General features: G+C 58.0%; 1 protein-coding gene. It reads right to left on the bottom strand.

Annotated features, from left to right (window positions below):
• A partial coding sequence (locus CKO23_RS24995) for a phosphotransferase (protein WP_200336273.1) occupies nucleotides 1–731 on the bottom strand: 731 nt, incomplete at both ends.

The following is a 731-nucleotide window of genomic DNA, read 5'->3' as shown; positions in this document are numbered from 1 at the left end:
CATCGACCCTGCGCCCAAGCTGCATCATCGAAATTGCCGTCAACCAAGCTCTGATAGAGTTGGTCAAGACCAATGCGGAGCATATACGCCCGGAGCCGCGGCGATCCTGCAAGCTCCGGATGCCTCCGCTCGAAGTAGCGCGTCTGCTGCTCCATACAAGCCAACCACGGCCTCCAGAAGAAGATGTTGGCGACCTCGTATTGGGAATCCCCGAACATCGCCTCGCTCCAGTCAATGACCGCTGTTATGCGGCCATTGTCCGTCAGGACATTGTTGGAGCCGAAATCCGCGTGCACGAGGTGCCGGACTTCGGGGCAGTCCTCGGCCCAAAGCATCAGCTCATCGAGAGCCTGCGCGACGGACGCACTGACGGTGTCGTCCATCACAGTTTGCCAGTGATACACATGGGGATCAGCAATCGCGCATATGAAATCACGCCATGTAGTGTATTGACCGATTCCTTGCGGTCCGAATGGGCCGAACCCGCTCGTCTGGCTAAGATCGGCCGCAGCGATCGCATCCATGGCCTCCGCGACCGGCTGCAGAACAGCGGGCAGTTCGGTTTCAGGCAGGTCTTGCAACGTGACACCCTGTGCACGGCGGGAGATGCAATAGGTCAGGCTCTCGCTGAATTCCCCAATGTCAAGCACTTCCGGAATCGGGAGCGCGGCCGATGCAAAGTGCCGATAAACATAACGATCTTTGTAGAAACCATCGGCGCAGCTATTTAC

It is taken from the genome of Thiocystis violacea, assembly GCF_016583565.1.
Classification (GTDB): domain Bacteria; phylum Pseudomonadota; class Gammaproteobacteria; order Chromatiales; family Chromatiaceae; genus Thiorhodococcus; species Thiorhodococcus violaceus_A.
Note: the sequence above shows the minus strand (reverse complement) of the source record. Positions and strands in the feature narration are given on the sequence as shown.